At 61.6% G+C, this 17,678-nt stretch carries 16 protein-coding genes and 1 tRNA gene; 7 read left to right on the top strand and 10 right to left on the bottom strand.

What is annotated here, in order from left to right; translation table 11 throughout:
- The first annotated feature begins 99 nt into the window (after positions 1-99).
- The 3 genes from zwf (at position 100) to pgi (ending at position 3,983) form a co-directional block, all read left to right on the top strand.
- Positions 100-1,554, top strand: a complete 1,455-nt coding sequence (gene zwf, locus V1475_RS13770) for a glucose-6-phosphate dehydrogenase (protein ID WP_479413206.1) — start codon at positions 100-102, stop codon at positions 1,552-1,554.
- A complete protein-coding gene (gene pgl, locus V1475_RS13775; protein WP_479413207.1) occupies positions 1,551-2,222 on the top strand; it encodes a 6-phosphogluconolactonase in 672 nt (223 codons plus the stop codon). Before zwf ends, pgl begins: the two co-directional genes overlap by 4 nt.
- 138 nt (positions 2,223-2,360) lie before the next feature.
- Positions 2,361-3,983, top strand: coding sequence for a glucose-6-phosphate isomerase (gene pgi / locus V1475_RS13780; RefSeq protein ID WP_479413208.1), 1,623 nt, complete (start codon positions 2,361-2,363; stop codon positions 3,981-3,983).
- Between the two features lie 43 nt (positions 3,984-4,026).
- Here the strand turns inward: pgi and V1475_RS13785 are convergent, their stop codons facing one another.
- Together V1475_RS13785 and V1475_RS13790 are read right to left on the bottom strand one after the other, a co-directional pair.
- Positions 4,027-4,320, bottom strand: coding sequence for an SCP2 sterol-binding domain-containing protein (locus V1475_RS13785; protein WP_479413209.1), 294 nt, complete (start codon positions 4,318-4,320; stop codon positions 4,027-4,029).
- A 62-nt stretch (positions 4,321-4,382) separates the two neighbouring features.
- Entirely contained in the window at positions 4,383-4,901 is a 519-nt protein-coding gene (locus V1475_RS13790; RefSeq protein ID WP_479413210.1) for a DUF2938 family protein, read from the bottom strand.
- A 65-nt stretch (positions 4,902-4,966) separates the two neighbouring features.
- Here V1475_RS13790 and V1475_RS13795 point away from each other — a divergent pair, with 65 nt between their 5' ends.
- On the top strand, positions 4,967-5,422 hold the full coding sequence (locus V1475_RS13795) for a helix-turn-helix domain-containing protein (protein WP_479413211.1): 456 nt from the start codon (positions 4,967-4,969) through the stop codon (positions 5,420-5,422).
- Between the two features lie 20 nt (positions 5,423-5,442).
- Here the strand turns inward: V1475_RS13795 and V1475_RS13800 are convergent.
- The 6 genes from V1475_RS13800 to V1475_RS13825 form a co-directional block, all read right to left on the bottom strand.
- Positions 5,443-5,516, bottom strand: a tRNA-Gly gene (locus tag V1475_RS13800).
- A 136-nt stretch (positions 5,517-5,652) separates the two neighbouring features.
- Positions 5,653-6,282, bottom strand: a complete 630-nt coding sequence (locus tag V1475_RS13805) for a fasciclin domain-containing protein (RefSeq protein WP_479413212.1) — start codon at positions 6,280-6,282, stop codon at positions 5,653-5,655.
- A 145-nt stretch (positions 6,283-6,427) separates the two neighbouring features.
- Positions 6,428-8,446, bottom strand: coding sequence for an ASKHA domain-containing protein (locus V1475_RS13810; RefSeq protein ID WP_479413213.1), 2,019 nt, complete (start codon positions 8,444-8,446; stop codon positions 6,428-6,430).
- Entirely contained in the window at positions 8,439-9,026 is a 588-nt protein-coding gene (locus tag V1475_RS13815; protein ID WP_479413214.1) for an rRNA large subunit pseudouridine synthase E, read from the bottom strand. Before V1475_RS13815 ends, V1475_RS13810 begins: the two co-directional genes overlap by 8 nt.
- Before the next feature lie 54 nt (positions 9,027-9,080).
- The gene (locus tag V1475_RS13820) at positions 9,081-10,067 is read right to left on the bottom strand and encodes a methyltetrahydrofolate cobalamin methyltransferase (RefSeq protein WP_479413215.1); all 987 of its coding nucleotides are present in this window, start codon (positions 10,065-10,067) and stop codon (positions 9,081-9,083) included.
- A gap of 12 nt (positions 10,068-10,079) precedes the next feature.
- Positions 10,080-10,379, bottom strand: coding sequence for a virulence factor (locus V1475_RS13825; protein WP_479413216.1), 300 nt, complete (start codon positions 10,377-10,379; stop codon positions 10,080-10,082).
- A 223-nt stretch (positions 10,380-10,602) separates the two neighbouring features.
- Here V1475_RS13825 and V1475_RS13830 point away from each other — a divergent pair, with 223 nt between their 5' ends.
- Complete coding sequence (locus tag V1475_RS13830; RefSeq protein WP_434287249.1) at positions 10,603-11,715, top strand: Ppx/GppA phosphatase family protein; 1,113 nt, start codon at positions 10,603-10,605, stop codon at positions 11,713-11,715.
- An 89-nt stretch (positions 11,716-11,804) separates the two neighbouring features.
- On the opposite strand, the gene V1475_RS13835 is transcribed toward V1475_RS13830, so the two are convergent.
- Positions 11,805-12,362 (bottom strand): lipid-binding SYLF domain-containing protein, encoded by a 558-nt coding sequence (locus V1475_RS13835; RefSeq protein WP_434287248.1) that lies wholly within the window; start codon positions 12,360-12,362, stop codon positions 11,805-11,807.
- A gap of 141 nt (positions 12,363-12,503) precedes the next feature.
- Positions 12,504-13,502, bottom strand: a complete 999-nt coding sequence (gene hemB, locus V1475_RS13840) for a porphobilinogen synthase (protein WP_434287247.1) — start codon at positions 13,500-13,502, stop codon at positions 12,504-12,506.
- A 164-nt stretch (positions 13,503-13,666) separates the two neighbouring features.
- Here hemB and V1475_RS13845 point away from each other — a divergent pair, with 164 nt between their 5' ends.
- Entirely contained in the window at positions 13,667-14,194 is a 528-nt protein-coding gene (locus V1475_RS13845; protein WP_479413217.1) for a component of SufBCD complex, read from the top strand.
- Between the two features lie 4 nt (positions 14,195-14,198).
- A complete protein-coding gene (mfd, locus tag V1475_RS13850) occupies positions 14,199-17,678 on the top strand; it encodes a transcription-repair coupling factor (RefSeq protein ID WP_479413218.1) in 3,480 nt (1,159 codons plus the stop codon).

A 17,678-nucleotide genomic window follows, 5' to 3' on the forward strand; every position in this document is an offset into this window, starting at 1 on the left:
GCTAGGAGAAGGGTCGTTAGCGCTAACGCTCAAAGCGCTGTGAAACGGGGCGGAGACGTCCCCGAATCCGGCGGCTCAAACGCGAAAAGGAACACAGCCATGGCGTCACGCGTCATTCCGGTCGACGATTTCGATCTGGTGATCTTCGGGGGCACGGGGGATCTGGCGCGCCGGAAAATCCTGCCGGGGCTTTACCGCCGGTTCTGCGCCGGTCAGATGCCGGAGACGGCCCGGATCATCGGGGCGGCGCGCTCCGAACACGATACGGAAGAATTCCGCCGCATCGTCCGCGCGGCGATCCTCGAATTTTCCGCGAAAAATATCTGCGATGAGGGGCTGATCGGCGATTTCCTCAAGCGGCTCGATTACGTTCAGGTCGATGCCAAGGGCGAGGATGGCTGGGACACGCTCAAAGAGCTGATGCGCGCGGATGTGGTCAAAGCCTATTATTTCTCGGTGGCACCGTCGCTCTTTGGCGACATTGCCGAGCGGCTGATGAGCCATGGCATCGCCGACGACAAGGCGCGGATCGTGGTCGAGAAGCCCTTTGGCCGCGATCTCAAAACCGCAAAAGCGCTCAATCGCGATCTGGCGAAACATTTCGACGAGACGCAGATTTACCGGATCGACCACTATCTCGGCAAAGAGACGGTGCAAAACCTGATGGCGGTGCGCTTTGGCAATATCCTCTTCGAGCCGCTGTGGAATTCGCAATATGTCGATCACATCCAGATCACCGTGGCCGAAACGGTCGGTGTTGGCGGGCGGGGCGAATATTACGACCGCTCGGGCGCGATGCGCGATATGGTGCAGAACCACCTGATGCAGCTTTTGTGCCTGATCGCGATGGAGCCGCCCTCGCGGTTCGAACCGGATTCGGTGCGCGACGAAAAGCTCAAGGTGATCCGCGCCTTGGAGCCGATCGACCATCACCACATCGTGCGCGGCCAATATGACGCCACCGACGACGAACCGTCGTACCGCGAAGATGCGGGCGATCCGCGCTCGCGCACCGAAAGCTTCATTGCGCTGCGCTGTATGATTTCCAACTGGCGGTGGGCGGGAACGCCGTTTTTCCTGCGCACCGGCAAGAAACTCAAGGCGCGCAATTCGGAAATCGCCGTGGTGTTCAAAGACGCGCCGCATTCGATCTTTGGCGAAGAGGCCGGACGCCATGCCAACCTGCTTTCGATCCGTTTGCAGCCCAATGAGGGCATGACGCTCAAGGTGACGATCAAGGAACCGGGGCCGGGGGGGATGCGCCTCATCGACGTGCCGCTCGATATGACCTTTGCCGAGGCGCTTGGCGAAGAGGCCGAGGAGATCACCGATGCCTATGAGCGCCTGATCATGGATGTGATCCGTGGCAACCAGACGCTGTTCATGCGGGGCGACGAGGTGGAAGCGGCCTGGGCCTGGACCGATCCTCTGATCGAAAGCTGGGAGGCGCGCGGCGACGTGCCGAAACCCTATGAAGCCTATTCCTCGGGCCCCGAGGAGGCGGCGATCATGCTGCATCGCGAGGGGCGGCGCTGGCGGGAGATCAAGGGATGAATTTCGTCGAATTTCCCGACCGCGAAGTGATGCTGCTCGATCTCGCCAACAAGATCGCGGGGGAGTTGCGTGCGGCGCTCGAGGTCGAGGACCGCGTGAGTTTCTGTGTGCCGGGCGGTACGACGCCGGGGCCGGTGTTCGACATCCTCTCGGGTGTGTCGCTCGACTGGGGCCGGGTCGATGTGCTTCTGAACGACGAACGCTGGGTGCCGGAAAGCTCGGAGCGCTCGAACACGGCGCTTCTGAAACGCCGTCTTCTGGTGGGCCAGGCGGTGGCGGCGCAGCTCATCCCGCTCCATCGCGACGTGCCGACGCCGGAGGAAGGCCTGCCGGGGCTGATGCCTGCGGTGGAGGCGGCGCTGCCGCTCAATGTGCTTTTGCTCGGCATGGGAACGGATATGCACACGGCCAGCCTGTTTCCCGGCGCGGATCAGCTTGAGCTGGGGCTCTCGGAGGACGCGCCGACGCTTTTGGCGATGCGCGCGCCCGGCGCGGGTGAGCCGAGGATCACGCTTTCGGCCAAGGCGCTCAAAACCGCGATTTCGACTCACATCCTGATCACCGGGGCGGAGAAACGCGCGGCCCTCGAGCGGGCGGAAACCCTGTCGGAGATCGAGGCGCCGGTGCGCGCTTTTCTGGCCGATGCGACGGTGCATTGGGCACCCTGAGCTCTGCGCGAACCGTTTCGTGTTGAAATTTCCTCTTTTGCGAGGAAGGTTTAGCGTCCCTGAAACAATTCGACTATAAGCAGAATGAAAGAACCGGGCTGACAGGCGCGTCGGCCCGAGCCGCCGAAAGGACTTGCAATGACTGTTGATTTTGCCGCCCTCAAATCGCTGCGCAGTGCAAGCGCAGACCGTCATATCCTCGATCTCTTCGCAGAGGATTCAGACCGGGCCTCACGGTTCTCGGCGATGGCGGACGGGCTTTTGTTCGATTATTCGAAGACCAACATTGACGAAGCGACGCGGGCGGCTCTGTTCGACCTTCTGGATGTGGCGGGGGTGCCGGAAAAACGCGAGGCGATGTTCTCGGGCGAGAAGATCAACGACACCGAGGGGCGTGCGGTACTGCATACGGCGCTGCGCAACCTCGATGGCGGGCCGGTCATGGTCGACGGCAAGGATGTGATCCCCGGTGTGCGCCATACGCTGGCGCGGATGGACGATTTCGCCGACCGGGTGCGGCGCGGGGCGATTACGTCCTATTCCGGCGTGCCCTTTGAGAGCGTCGTCAATATCGGCATCGGCGGCTCCGACCTTGGGCCGGTGATGGCCTATGAAGCGCTCAAGCCCTATGCCGACGGGCCCCATTGCCATTTCGTGTCCAATGTCGACGGCGCGCATGTGCATGATGTGCTGGCCGGGCTGAACCCGCAGACCACGCTGGTCATTGTCGCCTCCAAAACTTTCACCACAATCGAGACCATGACCAATGCGCAGACGGCGCGCGACTGGTTGGTGAAATCGGTGGGCGAAGAGGGGATTTCGAAACATTTCGCGGCGCTGTCGACCGCGAAGGACAAGAACGCCGCTTTCGGCATTGACCCCGATCTGGTGTTCGGTTTCGAGGATTGGGTCGGCGGGCGCTATTCCGTCTGGGGGCCGATCGGGCTGTCCTTGATGCTCGCCATCGGGCCGCAGCGCTTTGCCGAATTCTTGCGCGGCGGGCAGGCGATGGACACGCATTTCCGCACCGCCGAATGGCAGGACAACCTGCCGGTGCTTTTGGCGCTGGTGGGCGTCTGGCACAATCAGGTCTGCGGCTATGCCACCCGCGCGGTGCTGCCCTATGAGCAACGTCTGCTGCGGCTTCCGGCCTATCTGCAACAGCTCGAAATGGAATCGAACGGCAAACGCGTGGCGATGGACGGCAGCGATTTGCCGTTCGACAGCGGACCGGTGGTCTGGGGCGAGCCGGGCACCAATGGCCAGCACGCGTTTTATCAGCTGATCCACCAAGGCACGCGGGTGATCCCCTGCGAATTCATGGTCGGACGGTTCGGCCACGAGCCGGGGCTGGCGCATCAGCATGAGCTTTTGGTCTCGAACTGTCTGGCGCAGTCCGAAGCGCTTCTGCGCGGCAGATCCTTGTCGGAAGCCACGGAGATCATGAAGAAAAAAGGGTTCGAGGGCGCGGAGCTCGACCGTCAGGCGCGGCACCGGGTTTTCCCGGGCAACCGGCCCACGACGACGCTGGCCTATGAGAAACTGACGCCCTTCGTGCTGGGCCAGATCGTGGCACTCTATGAGCACCGGGTGTTTGTCGAGGGTGTGATCCTTGGCATCAATTCCTACGACCAATGGGGTGTGGAGCTGGGCAAGGAACTGGCTCTGGCGCTGCAACCGGTGTTGGCCGGCGAGGCCGATGGCGCGGGCAAGGACGGTTCGACGTTGCAGCTTGTCGATTACCTGAAGATGAACGGGTAATGCTTTGGAATAAGGTGAAAATGGCCCGTTGATGGGCCATTTTTTATCCGAAGAGATTGCCGAATTTCAGCGCGGTCTTGGCATCGCCCGCAATCTTGAGCTTGCCGAACATGGCGGCTTTGATCGGGTTCAACTGACCCGCGAGGATTTTCTCGAAAGTCGGCTGATCGGCGATGATGGCGCAGTCGGCACGGTCGTCGGAAATCTCCGCCGTGTCGCCCTTGATGATCAGATTGCCGATCTCCTTGATCCGGAGCGACACGGATTTTTCGAAATTCTCGCCCTTGAGCCGTTCGGTCAGCGCCGCTTGCGCGATGTCCAGAAAGTCTTTGGTCATGTGATGTCCTCCCGGTGAAATCCGTAGCGGGTCGAAGGGGGAAGCCAAAGCGAAACCTCACGTCACAGCGGTCGTGCAAGCATGTTCCAGATCAGCGCGGCGAAAAACAGGCCGAGGCCGAAGGACAGATGCGCGACCAGGCTGCGCCTGCGTGCCAAGCCGGGACGAGGTGTCCGGGCGGCAGCAAAGCCAAAGCCGAAGGCCGGTTGCATCACACAGTAGGGCAAGAGAACGGAGGCGGTTCCGATGAACATGGCGGCACCGAAGATCTCTCCGGCGGCAAGCTCCGCCGCCCCCCGGTGCGCCCCGAGCCAAAGCAGCAGCAGAGCGGCAAAGCCGATGCCGATCAGGTAATGCAAGGCCCAGCCGACGGGACGTTCCCCGGCAACCGCCGGGCTGTCGAGGATGGTACGATGGCGGAACCGACCCCGCGTCATGCCAAGCCCCCAGCGCCCGACGAGCGCATAATCGAGCGAAGGGATCTGCCAGACGCGCTGGCGCAGAAGGGCCAGCGCATCCATGAAAAGCGTCGAGCCGGCCCCGAGGAACACGGCATCTGCCATGAAGGTCAATATCGTCATCTGTCTCTTACCTTGATGTGAGGGAAGAGCTATCCTGCCACTTGAAGTCAACTTGAGGTCAAGCCATGTTTCTCGATATTTCCGAAGTGGCGAAACGCAGCGGATTTCCGGCATCAACCCTCAGATATTATGAGGAAAAAGGATTGATCTCCTCGGTTGGTCGCCATGGTCTCCGGCGGGTGTTCGAAGCACGGGTGCTCGATACGCTGGACGTGATCAGCCTCGCGCGTTGGGCCGGGTTCAGCCTCGACGACATTCGCGACTGGATTTCGTCCGAGGGGCGGGTGGCGATCGACCGCGACCGGCTTGAGGCCCGAGCCGGGGAAATCGCAACCTTAGCGGCTCGCCTCACTTCGCTGGCCGAGATACTGCGGCATACGGCCGATTGTCCGCACGAAAATCACTTCGACTGTCCCGAATTCCAGCGCATGCTACGCGCCGCGCGGCGGCGCAAGCCCGGTAGGCAGTTGCCAGCGAGACCGGAACAGGAAGCGTCGGGCCTGACATCTGAGACCAGGTAAAGCTGCCATGTGAAGGAGACTGGAGCGGGTAGCGGGAATCGAACCCGCGCGTTCAGCTTGGGAAGCTGACAGGCTACCATTACATCATACCCGCCTGAGGTGAGGCACTTGGTAGTCAAAGCCGCGGGGGCGGTCAAGCGGATTTGCGCAGTATGGCGATGAAAAAGGCCACGCCCGGGGAGGCGTGGCCAAGACATCCTTATAGGACATCTGAGGCCGTTGCGGCCTTATCAAGACACCGGCATCAGCACACCGTCAACGAAGTACATCACGCCGTTGGACTGCTCGATGTCTTTCGCCAGCGTGGTCACGAGATTGCTCTGAGCGTCACGCAGGATGAGCTCTTCGCCGGTGCCTTTCTCGACACGGATCGGATCGCCGGACACGGTGGTCAGGGTCACGGTGTTGTTGTCGAAATCGACCGCCACATTTTCCGGCAGGGCAACGTCGTCCGGTGCCTCTTTGCTCTTGAGCAGGTCGTCGATCATCTGCGGCGTGAATTCGCCCTTCACCAGATGGGCGTTGATCACGTCCTGAAGCATCTCGCGGTTCTCGGGCTTCATCAGGTCGGCCACAGCCTCAGCCGGAAGTTTGTCAAAGGCGGCGTTGGTCGGCGCGAAGAGCGTGTAAGGGCCTTCGCCCATCAGCTCGTCGGCGAGACCGGCAGCCTTCACCGCTTCGATCAGGGTGGTCAGGTTCTGCACCTTCATCGCATTTTCGGCGATGGTGGAGTTCCGGTCGAGCGCCTGTTCGTTGATGATTTCGGCACCGTTCACCGGGGTCTCGGCAAAGGATGCGAGCGGGGCGGCAGCCATCAGGGCAGCGGTGGACAGGGCAAGGAATTTACCACGGGTTTTCATGAGAAACCTCCGTTTTCGTGTTCGTCAATTTGGCGTGGGCGACGTCTTCGCCGGCCTTCTGGGGACACAACCCGGCAAAACGGGCAAAGGTTTCCCTCCGCCCGTTCACATCATTTTCAACCTGTATCTGGGAACCTTTTGGCTCTTAGCCGCGCCGCCGTCTGCGCCGTCCGCCACCGTCGCCATCGCCCGCGTTGAAATTCAGATCGGGCAGGGGCACGAGAGCACGCAGGCCAGTGAAAGGATCGGTTGCGTGCGGGATGGCGTTGGCGTTGACGAAATGCTCTTGGAACTTCGGCTCGATGGCGGTTTCCACCTTGGTGATGTGATGCACCAGCTCCTTGATCTCGCGCCGGGCCCCGCGATTGAGCAGCGCGATCTGCGCGCCGGTGCCTGCGGCATTCCCGGCGGAGGTCACATGATCCAGCGGGCAATCCGGGATCATGCCCAGCACCATGGCGTGTTTCGGCGAGATATGTGCGCCGAATGCGCCTGCAAGCACCACGCGCTCGACCGTATCCGTGCCGAACTCGTCCATCAAAAGCCGGGCGCCTGCATAGAGCGCGGATTTCGCAAGCTGGATGGCGCGGATGTCGCCTTGGGTGACGGTGATCACCGGGCCGCCATTGGCGGAGCCGTCGTGGATCAGGTACTCATGGGTGCGGCCCGTGGGACGACAGCGCGGCGTGCCGGTGGCTTCCGCCGATCCGATCAGCCCCTGCGCATCCAGAACCCCGGCCATGCGCATTTCCGCCACGGCCTCGATGATGCCGGAACCGCAAATGCCGGTGACCTCGGTGTCAAACGCCGGATCGTCGGACCAGAGATCGGAGCCGATCACCCGGAAACGCGGCTCCTTGGTGGCGGGATCAATCTCGATCCGCTCGATGGCGCCCGCAGCGGCGCGTTGGCCGGAGGAAATCTGTGCCCCTTCAAAGGCCGGGCCGGTGGGCGAGGAACAGGCCAGAACACGGGTTTTGTTGCCGAGGATGATCTCGGCATTGGTGCCCACATCGACGATCAGCGTCAGCGCGTCCTGTTTCTGCGGCGCTTCGGACAGCGCCACAGCGGCGGCATCGGCGCCCACATGGCCCGCGATCAGCGGCAGGATATAAAGCTGTGCCTCGGGAGCAAGGGTCAGCCCAATATCGCGCGCGGGCAGGTCGAGTGCGGAGTTGGTGGCGAGCGCAAAGGGCGCTTGCCCCAGAGGGATCGGATCGAGGCCGAGCAAAAGGTGGTGCATCACCGGGTTCATCACCACGACCATCTCGAAAATCTGGTCGCGGGAGATACCCGATTCCTCGGACAAGGTCCCCGCCAACTCATCGAGCGCGCTGCGTACGGCGGAGGTCATCTCGGAGCCGCCGCCCGGGTTCATCATCGCGTAAGAGACGCGCGACATCAGATCCTCGCCAAAGCGGATCTGCGGGTTCATCACGCCGCCGGAGGCCAGAACGGCCCCGGTTTTCAGATCGGTCAAATGCGCCGCGATGGTGGTAGACCCGAGGTCGACGGCAAGCCCATAAAGCGCGGGCTCGACATAGCCGGGCCAGACGCCGACCACCTTCACAGCCCCTTCGCGCGCTTCGTTGAGGGCCAGCGTGATCTTATATTTTCCTGTGATCAGAGCGGCTTGCAGCGCGGTCAGCATGGTGAGGGGCAGGGTGCCTGCCTCAATGTTCCATTGCGCCTTGAGTGCCGCCTTGGTGCGCTCCCAATCGCCGGTGGGGGCGTGCATATCGGCCTCGTCCACCTCGACGTAAACCGCGCGCGTCGCAGGGTCCATCTCGATCACCCGCGTGGTCGCGGCCTTGCGCACGACCTGTTTGTGGACCTGACTTTCCGGCGGCACATCCAAGACGATGTCGCCCTGAATACAGGCCTGACAGCCCAGACGCCGCCCCGGTTTCAGCCCCCGCACCCGGTCGTAACGCTCTTCAACCGCGTTGACCTCCGAAAGCGCATCCTCGCCCGCATGAATGCCATGTTTCGCATGCTCGCCGAAGGAGGGCTGCACCTGACATTTCGAACAAATCCCACGCCCGCCACACACGGAATCCAGATCGACGCCCAATTGCCGCGCCGCCTGCAACACGGTGGTGCCGGGCGCGACATGGCCGCGTTTGCCGGAGGGGGTGAAAATCACGAGGGGGTCTTTAGCCATTCTTCTTTGCCTTATTCGGGGCTTTTTGCGGATCATCGTCACGCCATGCGCCATTCTCTAAACCGTCCAGACTCCATGGTCCGATGGAGAGCCGAATAAGCCGCAGCGTCGGAAAGCCCACGGCGGCACTCATGCGGCGCACCTGACGGTTGCGGCCCTCGGAAATCGTCAGCTCAAGCCAGCTTTCGGGCACAGATTTACGGTAACGCACCGGCGGATTGCGCGGCCAGAGCCAGTCCGGTTCCTCGACGCGCCGGGCCTTGGCGGGCCGGGTCATCCCGTCCTTCAGTTCGACCCCCATGCGCAACTGCGAAAGCGCCTCTTCCGTCAGATCGCCCTCGACCTGCGCCAGATAGGTCTTGGCCATCTTGTGCTTCGGGTCCGAAATCGCCGCCTGCAACTTGCCGTCATCGGTCAGAAGCAAAAGCCCCTCGCTGTCGCGATCGAGCCGCCCCGCCGGATAGACCCGCGGGACGTCGATGAATTCGGAGAGCGTCTTGCGGGTCGTCCCCTCCGTGCCCTTGTCGGTGAACTGGGAAAGCACGTCAAAGGGCTTATTGAATGCGATCAATCGCGCCATGACCTGCGTTTCCTTTGCTGTTCAAATACTCAGACACCGTCCCTTCGGACGTGCTTAGCCCCTCCGACGACGCCCACCACCGCGACGCCCGCCAGCCCCGGCACTGGCCGCCGCAGCAGCAGCCTCGGCAAAGCTCGCGCCCTGCGCCACAGCCTCGGCCACACGGGAAAACCCGATCCATTTCGAGCCATCCGCATCGTGGTTCATCAACAGGTTGGCGGCGCGGATCGCCTCCATCTCCTGCAGCCGCACCGGGTTCATGATCGCAGACGTCATGCCCGCGCCAATTGCCATCGGCAGGAACGCCGCGTTGATCCCGTGGCGTTGCGGTAGGCCAAAGGAAATGTTCGACGCGCCGCAGGTGGTGTTGACGCCCAGCTCTTCGCGCAGACGGCGCACCAGCGTAAAGACCTGATGGCCAGCCGTCGCCATCGCCCCGATCGGCATCACCAGCGGATCGACCACGATGTCATGCGCCGGAATGCCATAATCGGCCGCGCGTTCCACGATGCGTTTCGCGACAGCAAAGCGGACGTCCGGGTCTTCGGAAATGCCGCTGTCGTCGTTGGAGATCGCCACAACAGGTACGTTATATTTCTTCACCAGCGGCAGAACGCGTTCAAGCCGCTCTTCCTCGCCGGTCACCGAGTTCAGAAGCGGGCGGCCCTCGGCCATTTCCAGACCTTTTTCCAAAGCATCCGGCACCGAGCTGTCGATACACAGCGGCACGTCGACCACGGCCTGCACGCGCGCAACCAGTTCGGCCATCAGCGGCGGCTCGACGAAATTGTTGTCGGCATAGCGCGGATCTTCGGCCATTTTGTTGGAGAACACCGCGCCGGAGTTGATGTCCAGCACATTGGCACCACAGGCCACCTGTTCCAACGCATCGCGCTCGACGGTGGAGAAATCCCCCATCTCCAGCTCGGCCGCGAGCTTCTTGCGGCCCGTCGGGTTGATGCGCTCGCCGATCACACAGAAGGGTTCGTCAAAGCCGATGACGACGGTCTTGGTCTTGCTCTCGATCACAGTACGGGTCATGGGTCTCGTCCTTTATTCGGCCTCACGGCCCTCGTTGTTCACCAGCGCGATCAGGCGCTCTTTGTCATAGGCCGCGTCGAGTTCGGCGGCGCGGGTGTCGGCGGCGTCCTGACCGTCGAGGGCGGTTTCTTCCACCACATCGCGCCATTCGGCCATATAGGCGTCACCATCCGTGGCACCGATCTTCATCGCCACGCGGTCGATCGCTTGTTCGAACCGCTCCGGCAGAACGGCACGCGCAGCGCGGCGGCCCCGGCCCACACGGACCTGCGCCGGGATGTCTCGCCAGTAGATTACGGTCAGATCAGCCATTTTGCCCAGCCTCGCGCTAAATTTCCTTGCCGGAACGCATAAAAGAAAGCCGGGCCGCGGGGAAGGCCACAAGATCGGAAAAATACTCAAGAAGATCATGAGCAGGGCCGATCTGCTGCGTGTGACCTCCGGGCATTGTGATGGTCATCCCTTTTCACGGCTCTTGCCCGACGCGCGGATTTTCGCTTATGATGGGGATAACTTGATATGGAGGGCGTGAACCATGGCGCCCAAGCGTCCCAAAGGTGCGGGCGCGTTCCCGAAAGCGGTCGAGCCTCCCGCACCCAAACCCGCCGACCCGGCCGAGCTTTATGCCGCGCTGGATCTCGGTACCAATTCGTGCCGCATGCTGATCGCCCAGCCAAAGGGCAGCCAGTTTCATGTGGTCGACAGTTTCTCGAAATCGGTCCAGCTCGGCAACGGGTTAGAGGCCTCTGGTCGGTTGTGCCGGTCGTCGATCTCGCGAACCATTCAGGCGCTGCGCGTCTGTCGCAAGAAGCTCGAGAAACACGAGGTCAAACACATGCGACTGGTGGCGACGGAAGCCTGTCGCCGCGCCCGCAACTCGCGCGATTTCCTGCGCCGGGTGCAGCGGGAGACCGGGCTCAAGCTCGAAATCATCAAGCCGGAGGAAGAGGCGCGGCTCGCAGTCATTTCCTGCGCCCCTCTGGTGTCGACCAAGACCGAACAGCTTCTGGTGGTGGATATCGGCGGCGGTTCGACCGAACTCGTGTGGATCGACCTGACCAATGTGCCGCGCGCCGAACGTCCGCGCTCGATCATGCGGCTGCATACCGGTTTCACCAATGCCGACAGCCCGTTTCCGCATGCCAAGGTGGTGGACTGGATTTCCGTGCCGCTGGGCGTCGCGACCCTGATGGAGCAATTCTCCGACGTCGAGGACGACGCCGCGCGGTTTGCGCTGATGTCCTGGTATTTCGAGGAAAAACTCGCCGATTTCACCCCCTATGCCAATGAGGCCTGTCGCGAAGGCTTTCAGATCATCGGCACTTCGGGGACGGTGACCACGGTCGCCGCCTCGCATCTCGGGCTCAAACGCTACGACCGCAACAAGGTCGACGGGCTGCGCATGACCTCCGAGCAGATCAACCGGGTGATCCGCGATTATCTCGACCTCGGCCCGGAAGGGCGCAAACGCGACCCGCGCATCGGGCGGGACCGGCAGGAGTTGATTATGTCGGGCGCGGCGATCCTTCAGGCGCTTCTGCGCATCTGGCCGACGGATCGGCTCTCTGTTGCGGATCGTGGTCTGCGCGAAGGTCTGCTCTATGCCCAGATGTCGGCAGACGGCGTTTTGGAAGAGGCCGTACCATAGGCTTTCTGATGGTCTAAATACTCAAACAAAAAGCGGGGCTTGCCCCGCTTTTTTTCATGCATCACATTAAGTTTCGGCGCGCCGTGAACTCAGGGGATGATCCGGGTGTATTTCGTACCCTCGACAGTTGCGCCCGCAATGAGACCGGCCTGACCGAAGACCACCGCGATCACAGGCGACAGCGAGGTCATGGTCTCTGCCGAAAGGTTCTCGCCCTTGTTGGACAGCGCATATTCGAGATCCGCCCCCGCAGACCAGCCCGGCGAGTTCCGGAAACCCGCCAGCGCTTCGTTGGTCATGAAAAACAGAACATGGGCATATTGCTGCGCGCCGATCTGAAGGCCGATGGTGGCCTGAGCGGAAGAGTAATAATCCACAGTGACGCCCCCGACACGCAACGCACCGCGCCCGTAAGAGCCACCAACGCCGAATCCCGCCTTGGTGATCAGCGGCATGACCAGCATGCCGACGGATTTGTCGCGCAGTGCCGTGGTGCCGGGATATTCGGAATAGAGATAGTTCAGCGTGCTGTCGACCCGTGCGTCGATCGTCGCGGCGCCGTTCGAGCGCATGGAATTGTCACAGGCGGCCAAAAGCCCGGCGCTGCCCAGACCGATCATGAACGTCCGGCGATTGGAAATCGTCATAGGGGTGTCCCTTTGCTGCTATGCCTCGTGAAGAGCTCTATTGGCCCGCTTGTCGGTACTATAACCGCAAGTTCTTGCCCATGTCATCGGCAAAACACCACCTATGGTGGGTTTGAGTGGGGTTTTGCCGATCTGTAGCCGTTATTTCGCGAGCAATTTCGCTGCTTCAGGGGCAAAATAGGTCAAAATGCCATTGCAGCCTGCGCGCTTGAAACACATGAGGCTCTCGAGCACGATCTTATCGCGGTCGAGCCAGCCATTCTGGAAGGCCGCGACCAGCATCGCATATTCGCCGGAGACCTGATAGGCGAAGGTCGGGACATGAAACCGCTCCTGCACCCGGGTGCAGACATCGAGATAGGGCATGCCGGGCTTGACCATCACCATATCCGCACCTTCCAAAAGGTCACGTTCGACGAGGCGCAGCGCCTCGTCGGTGTTGGCCGGGTCCATCTGATAGGTCTTCTTGTCGCCTTTCAAAGCGCCCGACGCGCCGACTGCATCGCGGAACGGACCATAGAACCCGGAAGCGTATTTCGCCGCATAGGACATGATCGAGACCTTGTCGAAGCCCTCGGCCTCAAGCGCCTGACGGATCATGCCGATGCGCCCGTCCATCATGTCCGACGGCCCGATGATGTCAGCACCCGCCTCGGCCTGGGCCACGGACATTTTCACCAGAGCCTCGACGGTCATATCGTTGACGATCTCGCCATTCACCACATAGCCGTCATGGCCGTTGATGTTATAGGGATCGAGCGCCACGTCGGTCATGATCGCAAGCTCCGGCACCTCCGCCTTGATCGCGCGAATGGCCCGGTTGACGAGGTTGTCCGGGTGCCAGGCGCCAGCGCAATCCTCGGTTTTCAAATCCTGTTCGATATAGGGAAAGAGGCAGATCGCAGGAATGCCCGCCTCGTAAGCGCTCACGGCCGCCTTGACCAGCCGGTCGATGGTCAATCGCTCGACGCCGGGCATGGAGGCAATGGGCGTCGCCTCATTCACGCCTTCGCGCACGAAGACCGGCCAGATCAGATCGGCGACGGAGAGGTAATTTTCCCGCACGAGACCGCGCAGCGCCTCCGTCTTTCGGGTCCGGCGCAGACGGGTGAGCGGGAAGGGAGCGGTGGTGCGTGTCATGGCGGCGACCTCGATTTGCGATATTTCCATTGAGGTGGCATGGATTTTCCAGCGCTTCAAGGGTAGGAATCGGCATCCGGGGGGCCTAATCTGTGCACAGGTCGGGCAAGCCCCTCACAGAATTTGCCGTAGAAACCGGCCCCAAGAGCAAAGAGCAGACGCCCGTGGATATCTATTCAACCATTTTCGAAGTGATCGACATGCGGTCTTTTTCGAATCTGTGGTACTGGATCGCGCTGGCCGTGCTCTGGTCCACAGCCTCGCATTTCGTCCTGGGTGTGCCCTTCGATCTGGCGCTCAAGGCCAAACGTCAGGGTGGCACCCGCATGGCCGATCTCGAGGATCTGGTGCGGATCAACTGCGGCCGGCTGCTCAGTATCGCCGAGGTCTCGGGGCTCATGCTGACGGCCCTTGCGGCGGCGGCGATCACCATTCTGGGTTTCACCGGCTTCGTCTATGACATGGAATTCTCCCAGGCGCTGTTCCTGATGGCCTTCCCGATGATCTTCGTCGGGTTTCTGAACATTCGCCTCGCCCGCCGGATCTCGATTGAGGAGCCAAAGGGCGAGCAACTCGTAGCCTTGCTGCGTCGCCAAAGGTTCTATGTGCAACTCATTGGAATGTTATCGATTTTCTCAACTGCCATGTGGGGCATGTATCAGAACATCGTTATCGGCCCTCTGGGAGGGTGAGCAGATGAGCAAGACCAACCATCTCACCGTCGGCGGTGCGCCGGAGGGGTTCGACGCGTTTTCCCTCGCCCGCGAAGTGACCCGGGCCGGGACGCCTTTGATCCATGTCGCCCGTGACGACAAACGTCTGGCGGCGCTGCGCGACGGCTTGCGCTTTTTCGCACCCGATTTGCCGGTGCTGGAATTCCCGGCTTGGGATTGCCTGCCGTTCGACCGCAGCTCGCCCAATGCCGATCTGGCGGCACAGCGCATGGCGACGCTGGCGGCTCTCGCGCATGGTGCGGTGCCGAAACGCTTTGTCCTGCTGACCACGCTCTCGTCGGCGACCCAGCGCGTTCCGGCGCGGGATACTCTGGCAGAGGCGGCGTTTACGCTCAGAAAAGGCCAGCGGGTCAATGAGGCGGAGCTCCGGGCGTTTTTCGTCCGCATGGGCTTTACCCAAGCGCCGACGGTGGTCGAGCATGGTGATTACGCCATTCGCGGCGGCATCATCGACGTTTTCCCACCGGGGCAGGTCCTGCCGGTGCGGCTCGATTTCTTCGGCGACGAATTGGACGGCATCCGGCGCTTCGATCCGGCGTCGCAAAAGACCGTCGACAGCATGGACGAGGTGAGTTTCACGCCGGTTTCCGAGGTGATCCTCGATGAGGCGGCGATCACGCGGTTTCGGCAGAATTACCGCATCGAATTCGGCGCGGCAGGCACCGACGATCCGCTTTATGAGGCGGTGACGGCGGGGCGCAAACATGCGGGCATGGAGCATTGGCTCCCGTATTTCCACGAGCGGCTGAATACGATTTTCGATTACCTGCCGGGCGTGACGATTTCCCTTGACGATCAATCCACTGCGGCACGTCTTTCGCGTTGGGAGGGCATTGAGGATCAGTATCAGACCCGACGCGAGGCACTGAATGCCAAGGGGCGGCTGGACTCGGTCTATAAACCCTGCCCGCCGGGGCTGTTATATCTGGACGATGCGGCTTGGGAGGCGGCCACCGAAGGTCGGCGCGTGATCCATTTCCACCCTCTGCCGCAGGCGTCCGGTCCCGGTGTGATCGACGCGGGCGGTCGCGTCGGGCGCAATTTCTCGCCCGAACGCCAGATGGAAGGTGTCAATCTTTTCGAGGAGTTGGCGGGTCATATTCGCAAACGGCGCGAAGTCGGACAGGTGGTCGTTGCCTCATGGTCCGAAGGCGCGCGGGAGCGGCTCAAGTCGCTTTTGGAAGACGAAGACCTCAATGGGCTGACGGAGATTCACGACTGGCGCGATGTGCCGGACGGGATCGGCGGCATCTATCTCGCGGTCTGGACGCTCGATCAGGGGTTCGAGGCACCGGTGGGCGATGGCCATTCCGTCACGGTAATTTCCGAACAGGATGTCTTGGGGGATCGCCTCATTCGCCGTCCGGGGCGGCGGAAGCGGGCGGAAAATTTCCTCACCGAACACAGCGCACTGAGCCCCGGCGATCTGATTGTCCATGTCGAGCATGGCGTGGGGATTTTCCGCGGACTTGAGGTGGTGACCGCCCTGGGTGCGGCGCATGAATGTCTGTTGCTGGAATATGCGGGCGGGGATCGGCTTTATCTTCCCGTTGAAAATATTGAGCTTCTGAGCCGCTACGGCCATGACGAAGGGCTTCTCGACAAGCTCGGCGGCGGCGCTTGGCAGGCCAAGAAAGCGCGGATGAAAGAACGCATCCGTGAGGTGGCGGAAAAGCTGATCCGCATCGCCGCCGAACGGCACATTCGCAAAGCGCCGATCATGGAGCCGCCGGAGGATATGTGGGAGGCCTTCTGCGCGCGCTTCCCCTATACGGAGACCGAGGATCAGATGAAGGCCATCGAGGATTGCCTCGACGATCTGGATCGCGGCATTCCGATGGACCGTCTGGTCTGTGGCGATGTGGGCTTTGGCAAAACCGAGGTGGCGATGCGCGCGGCCTTTGTTGCCGCACTTTCGGGTGCGCAAGTCGCGGTGATCGCGCCGACCACGCTTTTGGCCCGGCAACACTTCCGCAGCTTTGCCGAGAGGTTCCGGGGATTTCCGATCAATATCAGGCCGATGTCGCGCTTTGTTTCCGCAAAAGACATGGCGAAAACCCGCGAGGAACTGGCCGAGGGCACGGTTGATATTGTCGTCGGCACCCACGCTTTGCTGGCGAAGTCGGTCAAATTCGCCAATCTCGGCTTGCTCATCGTGGACGAGGAACAACGTTTCGGTGTCACGCACAAAGAGCGGCTTAAGTCCTTGAAATCCAACATCCATGTGCTGACGCTCTCGGCCACGCCGATCCCGCGGACGCTGCAAATGTCGCTGACGGGCGTGCGGGATCTGTCGATCATTGGCACGCCGCCCGTGGACCGGCTGTCGATCCGCACCTATGTGTCGGAATTCGACACGGTGACGATCCGCGAGGCGCTTTTGCGCGAACATTACCGGGGCGGGCAGTCGTTTTTCGTCGTGCCGCGGGTCAACGACATCCCGGAGATCGAAGAGTTCCTCAAGGCGCAGGTGCCGGAGCTGACCCATGTGGTGGCGCATGGCCAGATGGCGGCGGGGGAACTCGACGACCGGATGAACGCGTTTTACGACGGGAAATATGACGTGCTCTTGGCGACGACCATCGTGGAAAGCGGCATCGACATTCCGACCGCCAACACGATGGTGGTCCACCGCGCCGATATGTTCGGCCTTGCGCAGCTTTACCAGATCCGGGGCCGGGTCGGTCGCGCCAAAACGCGCGCCTATGCCTATCTGACCACGAAACCCCGCGCGCCTTTGACGCCGCAGGCGGAGAAACGGCTGCGGGTATTGGGGTCTCTCGATACGCTCGGGGCCGGATTTACCCTTGCCTCTCAAGACCTTGACATCCGGGGCGCAGGCAATCTCGTAGGCGAGGAGCAATCCGGTCACGTCAAGGAAGTCGGTTTTGAGCTGTACCAATCCATGCTCGAAGAGGCGATTGCCCGGATCAAATCGGGCGAGGAGGCGGTGAGCCTGGACGACGACGGCCAATGGGCACCGCAGATCAACCTTGGCGTGCCGGTGCTGATCCCCGAAACCTATGTGCCCGATCTCGATGTGCGGCTGGGACTCTATCGGCGTTTGTCGGGGCTGAAAACCAAGGTGGAGTTGGAAGGCTTCGCCGCCGAGCTGATCGACCGTTTCGGGAAATTGCCGAAAGAGGTCAATACTTTGCTCTTGGTTGTTCGGATCAAGGAGAAATGCCGGGAGGCCGGGATTGCACGGCTGGACGGTGGGCCCAAAGGGGCGACGATCCAGTTCCACAATGACAAATATGCCAACCCGGCGGGGCTTGTGGAATTCATCCACGGGCAAAAGGGTCAGGCCAAGGTCAAGGACAACAAGATCATCATCCGGCGCGACTGGAAGAAAGACAGCGACAAGATCAAGGGCGCGTATTCGATTGCGCAGGACCTTGCGAAATTCGCCAAAGTCGCTGCGCAACCGATGAAGAAATAA

The sequence above is a fragment of the Celeribacter sp. SCSIO 80838 genome, from assembly GCF_056498065.1.

Excerpts from the sequence above, each read along its gene's own strand:
- zwf (WP_479413206.1), top strand. The coding sequence starts at position 100 with ATGGCGTCACGCGTCATTCCGGTCGACGATTTCGATCTGGTGATCTTC.
- V1475_RS13785 (WP_479413209.1), bottom strand. The coding sequence starts at position 4,320 with ATGACCAAAGACTTTCTGGACATCGCGCAAGCGGCGCTGACCGAACGG.
- pgi (WP_479413208.1), top strand. The coding sequence starts at position 2,361 with ATGACTGTTGATTTTGCCGCCCTCAAATCGCTGCGCAGTGCAAGCGCA.
- V1475_RS13815 (WP_479413214.1), bottom strand. The coding sequence starts at position 9,026 with ATGGCGCGATTGATCGCATTCAATAAGCCCTTTGACGTGCTTTCCCAG.
- V1475_RS13790 (WP_479413210.1), bottom strand. The coding sequence starts at position 4,901 with ATGACGATATTGACCTTCATGGCAGATGCCGTGTTCCTCGGGGCCGGC.
- V1475_RS13805 (WP_479413212.1), bottom strand. The coding sequence starts at position 6,282 with ATGAAAACCCGTGGTAAATTCCTTGCCCTGTCCACCGCTGCCCTGATG.
- V1475_RS13810 (WP_479413213.1), bottom strand. The coding sequence starts at position 8,446 with ATGGCTAAAGACCCCCTCGTGATTTTCACCCCCTCCGGCAAACGCGGC.
- V1475_RS13830 (WP_434287249.1), top strand. The coding sequence starts at position 10,603 with ATGGCGCCCAAGCGTCCCAAAGGTGCGGGCGCGTTCCCGAAAGCGGTC.
- V1475_RS13825 (WP_479413216.1), bottom strand. The coding sequence starts at position 10,379 with ATGGCTGATCTGACCGTAATCTACTGGCGAGACATCCCGGCGCAGGTC.
- V1475_RS13835 (WP_434287248.1), bottom strand. The coding sequence starts at position 12,362 with ATGACGATTTCCAATCGCCGGACGTTCATGATCGGTCTGGGCAGCGCC.
- hemB (WP_434287247.1), bottom strand. The coding sequence starts at position 13,502 with ATGACACGCACCACCGCTCCCTTCCCGCTCACCCGTCTGCGCCGGACC.
- V1475_RS13795 (WP_479413211.1), top strand. The coding sequence starts at position 4,967 with ATGTTTCTCGATATTTCCGAAGTGGCGAAACGCAGCGGATTTCCGGCA.
- pgl (WP_479413207.1), top strand. The coding sequence starts at position 1,551 with ATGAATTTCGTCGAATTTCCCGACCGCGAAGTGATGCTGCTCGATCTC.
- V1475_RS13820 (WP_479413215.1), bottom strand. The coding sequence starts at position 10,067 with ATGACCCGTACTGTGATCGAGAGCAAGACCAAGACCGTCGTCATCGGC.
- mfd (WP_479413218.1), top strand. The coding sequence starts at position 14,199 with ATGAGCAAGACCAACCATCTCACCGTCGGCGGTGCGCCGGAGGGGTTC.